The 7,328-nt window shown below is 56.7% G+C and carries 6 protein-coding genes; all 6 read left to right on the top strand.

The genetic code is table 11. The features are described from left to right. Positions 1-190: 190 nt before the first annotated feature. A complete protein-coding gene (dapC, locus tag RTI30_RS11175; protein ID WP_312263307.1) occupies positions 191-1,375 on the top strand; it encodes a succinyldiaminopimelate transaminase in 1,185 nt (394 codons plus the stop codon). Positions 1,376-1,384: 9 nt separating this feature from the next. Next, positions 1,385-2,206 carry a 2,3,4,5-tetrahydropyridine-2,6-dicarboxylate N-succinyltransferase gene (gene dapD / locus RTI30_RS11170; protein ID WP_312263308.1) on the top strand — a complete coding sequence of 274 codons (822 nt, stop codon included), beginning with the start codon at positions 1,385-1,387 and terminating at the stop codon, positions 2,204-2,206. Beyond that, the gene (dapE, locus tag RTI30_RS11165; RefSeq protein ID WP_312263309.1) at positions 2,206-3,345 is read left to right on the top strand and encodes a succinyl-diaminopimelate desuccinylase; all 1,140 of its coding nucleotides are present in this window, start codon (positions 2,206-2,208) and stop codon (positions 3,343-3,345) included. Before dapD ends, dapE begins: the two co-directional genes overlap by 1 nt. Beyond that, positions 3,342-4,019 carry a hypothetical protein gene (locus tag RTI30_RS11160; protein ID WP_312263310.1) on the top strand — a complete coding sequence of 226 codons (678 nt, stop codon included), beginning with the start codon at positions 3,342-3,344 and terminating at the stop codon, positions 4,017-4,019. The genes dapE and RTI30_RS11160 overlap by 4 nt, the downstream gene beginning before the upstream one ends. Further along, the gene (locus RTI30_RS11155) at positions 4,012-4,971 is read left to right on the top strand and encodes a sulfotransferase (RefSeq protein WP_312263311.1); all 960 of its coding nucleotides are present in this window, start codon (positions 4,012-4,014) and stop codon (positions 4,969-4,971) included. Before RTI30_RS11160 ends, RTI30_RS11155 begins: the two co-directional genes overlap by 8 nt. A 54-nt stretch (positions 4,972-5,025) precedes the next feature. Next, positions 5,026-7,328: phosphoenolpyruvate synthase (gene ppsA / locus RTI30_RS11150; protein WP_312283775.1), on the top strand; the 2,303-nt coding region annotated here is incomplete at its 3' end.

The raw sequence follows: 7,328 nt of genomic DNA, 5'->3' as shown, positions 1-7,328 counted from the left end.
GCCGAACGGCCACACCATCGACTCGGACAGAAACCACCGCTATCCTTCCTCCTCCAACATCTACCACAGTGCCAAAGGTGGTGGACGCATACAGGCACTTGTCAGCGTCCTCGGCTTGGCCCAGAATTTTGCGGATGAATGTTGCGCACGACCAACCTTTGACGCCCTGCGAGTGGGAGGCAATTGTAGAATGAACCCGAGACTGGCGTCACTGCAGGCCTATCCCTTTGAGCGACTGCGCGATCTCCTCGCTGGCGTGAGTGCTCCACCGCAGCCTGTCGTCGATTTTTCCATTGGCGAGCCGCGTCGACCCGCACCGGGCTTGGTCGTGGAGAGCATCATCGAGCATTTGCATGGGCTGGCGGCCTACCCAAAGGTCATGGGTTCGGAGGAGCTGCGCCAAAGCATCGTCGCTTGGGCCGAGAGACGCTTTGCCTTGCCCACGGGTTTTCTCGATCCCGAGCAAAACGTCCTGCCCGCCAACGGTAGCCGCGAGGCCTTGTTTAGCGTTGCCCAAGCCCTAGTCGACAGCAGTACCGGAAAAGACCTGATTTTGCTGCCCAATCCGTTCTACCAAATTTATGAGGGAGCGGCCCTCCTGGCTGGCGCAACGCCCTACTACCTCAACTGCACCGCCTCGGGTCAACCGGACTACCGGGCCATTCCTGCAGATATTTGGCAGCGCTGTGCGCTGATGTACGTGAATAGTCCCCACAATCCGACGGGTGCCGCCCTCAGTGCCGCCGACTGGGACTTCCTCGTTGCACAGGCGCGCCGCTATGCCTTTGTTTTGGCAGCGGATGAGTGCTATAGCGAGATCTATTTCGATGTCCCGCCGGCCGGGGTGCTCAGTGCCGCGGCGCGCTCCGGAAGCCTCGCCCAGGTCTTGGCCTTCCATAGTCTTTCCAAGCGTTCCAGCATTCCGGGCGCGCGCTCGGGCTTTATTGCCGGCGATGCCGCCCTGCTCTCTCCGTTTCGCTTGTTTCGCACCTATCTCGGCAACGCCATGCCCCCCTTTATTCAGGCAGCCTCTGCGGCGGCTTGGAGTGATGAGCAACATGTAGCGCTCATGCGTGCCGACTACGCCGACAAGTTTGCCCTCGCCGCGGAAATCCTTGGTGATCTCGTTACCGTCGAACGACCCGCCGGCGGTTTCTATCTATGGCTCGCGGTGGGCGATGGCGAGGCCTTTACGCGCAACCTTTTTGCCCAACAGGCGGTGCGCTGCCTTCCTGGTGCCTACCTGGCGCGCCCGGCGCATGGCAGTTATCCTGGTCGCGACCGAGTACGCATTGCCTTGGTCGGCGAGCAAGAAATCTGCCGCGAAGGCTTGTTGCGCATCCGTCAGTTTCTTCTCTCTTCCCCCATCAACTAGGAAACGCCCGTGACTGCATTGCAAGAAATTATCGAATCGGCCTGGGAACAGCGCAGCGAAATCTCCCCCAAGCAGGCTCCTGCCGAACTGCGCGAGGCGGTGGCGCAAGTGATCGAAGGTCTCGATAAAGGCGTGCTGCGCGTGGCGGAGAAGCGGGCAGATGGCTGGCATACCCATCAATGGATCAAAAAGGCCGTATTGCTGTCGTTTCGACTGCACGACAACGTCCGTATGAACGGCGGCGAAACGCAGTTTTACGACAAGGTGCCGGGTAAGTTCAGCGATTACAACAGCAATGATTTTCGTACCGGCGGTTTTCGCGTCGTACCACCGGCGACCGTGCGCAAGGGTGCCTTCATTGGCCGCAACTGCGTGCTCATGCCCTCTTTCGTCAATATTGGCGCTTACGTAGACGAAGGCACGATGGTCGATACCTGGGCGACCGTCGGCTCCTGTGCCCAGATTGGCAAGAATGTACATCTGTCGGGTGGCGTTGGCATTGGCGGTGTTTTGGAACCGCTGCAGGCGAACCCCACCATCATCGAAGACAACTGCTTCATTGGGGCGCGCTCGGAGGTGGTCGAGGGCGTCGTTGTCGAAGAGGGCTCGGTAATCTCCATGGGTGTTTTTATTGGAGCGAGCACCCGGATTTTTGACCGGAGCACTGGCGAAATCAGCTACGGGCGGGTACCGGCGGGTTCGGTGGTGGTTTCGGGTAGCCTGCCAGCAAAAGACGGCAGCTATAGCCTGTACTGCGCGGTTATTGTCAAAAAAGTCGATGCCAAAACCCTCAGCAAGGTCGGCATCAACGAAATTTTACGGGATATTTGATGCGCGTTCTCGACTATGCCCAAGAGCTCATCGCCCGCGCCTCGGTAACTCCCGAGGATGCCGGCTGCCAGGAGTGGATGATTAGCCGCTTAGAGAAGCTCGGGTTTGCGGTCGAGCGCATGCCAGCCGGAGGGGTCAGCAACTTCTGGGCGGTGCGTGGTAGCGCCGGGCCCGTCTTCTGTTTTGCCGGGCACACCGATGTTGTGCCGCCAGGACCGCTCGCTTCTTGGCAGAGCGATCCCTTTGTACCCAGCATTCGCGACGGCAAATTGTATGGTCGTGGTGCCGCAGATATGAAGGGCAGCCTTGCCGCCATGCTGGTGGCGACCGAAGATTTTTTGCAGAGCAATCCGCAATATCCCGGCCGCCTTGCCTTTCTCATCACCTCCGACGAGGAAGGAATCGCCACCCATGGGACCCGTCATGTGGTCGAAACCCTGCGCGATCGCGGCGAGCGCATCGACTTTTGTCTGGTGGGCGAGCCTTCGTCCGAGCAAAGCCTAGCGGATGTGGTCAAGAATGGGCGTCGCGGTTCCTTGAATGCAGAGCTGCGGGTACTCGGCCTGCAAGGTCATGTCGCCTATCCGGAAAAGGCAGATAACCCCATCCATCGTGCCTTGCCGGTCTTGCAGGCGCTGGTGCAGCGAGAATGGGACAGCGGCAATGCGGATTTTCCCGCCACACGTTTGCAGATCTCCAATATCCATTCGGGTACCGGGGCGACCAACGTCATCCCTGGTGTCCTCGAAGTGCAGTTCAATTTTCGCTTTTCTCCGGCTTCGAGCGTCGAAGGTTTGCAGAGGGCAGTTGAGGAGATTCTCGAGCAGCACGGGCTGCGCTACGAACTCGATTGGCAATTTTCTGGCCCGCCTTTTCATACCCCGCCGGGACGGCTACTGGATGCGGTCCAAACGGGGATTACCCGTGTCATGGGGCGCCCTGCCCGTCTTTCTACTGGTGGTGGCACCTCGGATGGACGCTTCATTGCGCAGCTCGGCGGGGAAGTGGTGGAGCTCGGGCCAATCAACGCCAGTATCCATAAAACCAACGAACATGTAGCCTTGGCTGATCTCGAGCGTTTGCCGCAAATCTATACCGAAACCCTGCAGGCCTTCTTTGCGCCCGGCAGCCTATCGTGAGCAAGAAAGTCGCCCTTCTTCTGCTGACGATAACCGGGCTTTTCGCCACGTCTGTCGTCGCCGGCCCCGTTTTGCAAAGTGCCTGCACCTTGGCGCAAGCCCCCTCTTCTGGCGCTTCCCAGCCGCAACGCGGCATGGCCACTTGGCTCGCCTGGCAGGATAGTGATGACGGTGATTTCCTTCCCCTGTCGCGCCAGCAACTCACGGCGGCTAGCCCGGTTCTACCTATCCCATCCTGTGCTCGGGTGACCAATCTCAGCAACGCGCGCGCCATAGTCGTGCTGGTCGACCAGCGTAGTCCGGCGCACAGCTATGGTTTGCTACAACTGGGTAATGCGGCCGCCGAGGCTCTCGATATCCACGCGGCAACGCCAATCGAATTGCAAGACCTGGCGCCAGCGGCAGCAGATGCGAGCGCACCTGCTCTTGCACGGGTCGAGAAAAAAAATTTTCTGTGGTCTGCGGCCTATGCAAATAGCATCCAGGCAGAGCAGCATCTATTGGCGGCAAAACAGGCTGGATTGGGCAAATTGCGGATTGCTCCTGGCCTGATCAACGGTGAGTGGTCCTACCGCTTGCGGCTCGGCCCGTTACCCGACGCTATCTCCCCCGCCATTCTTGCTCAAACTTTGCGCAAGGCGGGATTGGATTTCCATACGAGCGAAAATGACTGAAAATAACCGCTGGCCCAATCTATTTATTGTTGGTGCAGTCAAAAGTGGTACGACTTCACTGTGGGCATATCTGCGGCAGCATCCGGAGATATATTTCCCCGACCTCAAGGAACCGCATTACTTTACCCATCCTCAACCAGCACCAGAACAAAGACACTGTATCCGCTACATCGCCAGTGCAGAAGAGTATCTACGGCTGTACGCCAGTGCTGCAGAAATACGCTATCGCGGCGATGCGAGCCCCTCCTACCTCTGGTCAACCATTGCGGCGCGCGAAATTGCCGAGACTTGTCCAGAGGCGAGGATCATCGCCATTCTGCGCGACCCGGTAGAGCGGGCGTACGCGCAGTATCTCATGGATTTTAATGAAGGCGTCACCGACCTCGATTTCTACTCTGCCTTGCAGAGAGATTGGAGTCGAGCCGATAAAGGATGGGGTGTTTCGCAACTCTACGTCGAGTTGGGGCTATATCACCAACAGATCCAGCGCTATTTTTCATATTTTGGACGCGATAGGGTAAAGATCCTTTTTTTGGCAGAGTTGCAAAAAAAACCGATACAGACATTGCAGGATCTTGCAAGATTTCTAGATGTTTCGGCAGAGCCATTTTTGCATATCGACGTACATCAAGCGCACAATCACTACGCACGCCCGCGTGGCAACTGGGCACGTCGCTTGGCTGGTCACCCGATTAGTCGCACCATTGGCGAGCGTTTTTTCCCGGAGCGCTGGGGAAACTATATCTGGCGTAATCTGTTTTTGCGCGAAGAAAAAAAACCGCCCATGGATACGCAAGCCAAAGCTTGGCTGATCGATCGCTTTGCTGCTGATATCGAAGCTCTGGAAACGCTGCTAAAGCGGCCGCTGCCGGAGTTGCGCCGCAGCTGGCACGAGGGTGGTACGCCTCCGCCCAGCCTTCGCTCCTTCTCGGCGGAGACGCACTTGCGATAACCCTCGCCGCAGACTATGGTGAAATCATCAGAGGTCGGAATCCGGGGGCATGGCATGCACTACATCCGTTTTTTTGAAGAAATTAGCATGGCCGATCTCCCCTTGGTGGGGGGCAAGAATGCCTCTCTGGGCGAAATGTATCGCGCCTTACGTCCTCTCGGCGTACGTATCCCCAATGGTTTTGCCATTACCGCTACTGCCTACCGCGACCTTCTCCACCAGCATCACGCGTGGCCGGAACTTCATCGCATCCTCGATGGCCTCCAGGCGCACCAAGTGGAGGATCTTGCTCGCCGCGGCAAGGCAGCGCGAGAGCTCATCTATTCTCTGCCTTTTTCTGAGCAATTACGGGAAGAAATCTTGACGGCCTACGCACGGTTGCGTACGGAGTACGGCGAACAAGTTTCTCTTGCCGTCCGCTCTTCAGCTACTGCCGAAGATCTACCGACGGCGAGTTTTGCCGGCCAACAAGACACCTATCTCAATGTTCGCGGTGAGGCCGACCTCATCGATGCGTGCCGACGTTGTTTTGCCAGTCTCTTTACCGATCGGGCGATCCATTACCGTATGGATGAGGGCTTCGACCACTTCCAAGTCGCACTTTCCATCGGTGTCATGAAAATGGTGCGCTCTGATCTTGCAAGTAGCGGAGTGATGTTTTCCCTTGATACTGAAACCGGATTTCGTGATGTCGTATTCATCACCTCCGCTTATGGGCTTGGTGAAAACGTTGTGCAAGGTTCGGTAAATCCAGACGAATTTTATGTTTTCAAATCGGGTTTTCGGCGCGGCAAACGCGTGGTTTTGCGTCGCGTTTTGGGTAGTAAGAAATTGAAGATGATTTACGCTAGCGCCGACTCTCACCTTGGCGTTCGCAACGTTAGCACCTCGGTCATCGAACAACAGCGTTTTTCTTTGTGCGATGACGACGTTCTAACTTTGGCCGATTATGCGATCAAGATCGAAGATTACTACAGTAAACAAGTGGGCGAGGCGCGGCCCATGGATATGGAGTGGGCCAAGGATGGTGAAGATCAGCAGCTCTACATCGTGCAAGCGCGTCCGGAAACCGTAGCTTCTCAGCGTAAGGGGCAGATTCTGGAAGAATTTTATTTGCAGGAACGGGGTCAGCTCCTGGTTAGCGGACGTGCGGTAGGAAATCGCATTGCCACGGGGCTTGCTCGCCACATTTACAACCTTGCAGAACTTCACAAATTTCAGGCTGGCGAGATTCTCATCGCCGACAACACCACCCCAGATTGGGAGCCAGTGATGAAATTGGCCGCGGGGATCGTTACAGAGCGCGGCGGGCGCACTTGTCATGCCGCCATCATTGCCCGCGAGCTCGGTATTCCCGCAGTAGTGGGCGCTGCCGGCGCTCTCGATAAAATCCCGGAGGGTGTGCCAATTACCCTTTCCTGTGCCGAGGGCGAACTCGGTGCCGTCTACGCAGGCAAGCTCGCCTTTTCCGTACGCACAACCGATCTCTCCAGTCTGTCGCGCCCCAAGACTAAAATTATGATGAACCTCGGTGATCCCGAGCTCGCTTTTCAGTTACAAGCCTTGCCCAATGATGGCGTTGGCTTGGCGCGTATGGAGTTCATCATTGCCAATAGCATCAAGGTCCATCCCCTCGCCTTACTGCATCCTGAACGGATCCAAGACAAAGCGGTGCAGCGGGAAGTACAACAGCGAGTCGCAGGCTTTGCCGACCCGGGGGATTATTTTATTCAGCGTCTATCCGAGGGAGTTGGCACCATTGCGGCGGCCTTCTATCCAAAACCTGTGGTACTGCGAACCTCGGATTTCAAAAGTAATGAATATGCCGCTCTTCTTGGTGGTGCAGATTTTGAGCCCAAGGAAGAAAACCCCATGCTCGGTTTTCGGGGTGCTTCGCGATACGCCCACCCGGCTTACGAAGAGGGTTTTCGACTAGAATGTTTGGCCATTCGGCGAGTGCGGGAAGACATGGGGCTGGATAACGTCATTGTCATGCTGCCCTTTGTTCGCCGTGTGGAAGAGGCGGATGCGGTACTTGCAAAGATGGCGGAATTTGGTTTACGTCGCGGCGAGAATGGCCTGCAAATCTATGCCATGTGCGAGATACCGAGTAATGTCCTCATGATTGACATGTTTGCCCAGCGTTTCGATGGTTTTTCCATTGGCAGCAATGACTTGACGCAACTCACCCTAGGGGTGGATCGGGATTCTGCCATTGTCTCCATAGATTACGACGAACGCGATCCAGCAGTAAAGTTATTGTATGCGTCCACCACCTTTGGCACTGTGGTAGATGTTGGAGGAGGAAGGATAGCGGTGGTTTCTGTCCGAGTCGATGGTGTGGCCGTTCGGCGTTG

This window comes from Candidatus Igneacidithiobacillus taiwanensis (assembly GCF_031962545.1).
In the GTDB taxonomy this organism is placed as follows: Bacteria; Pseudomonadota; Gammaproteobacteria; order Acidithiobacillales; family Acidithiobacillaceae; genus Igneacidithiobacillus; species Igneacidithiobacillus taiwanensis.
This window is presented reverse-complemented; position numbering and strand designations above follow the sequence as displayed.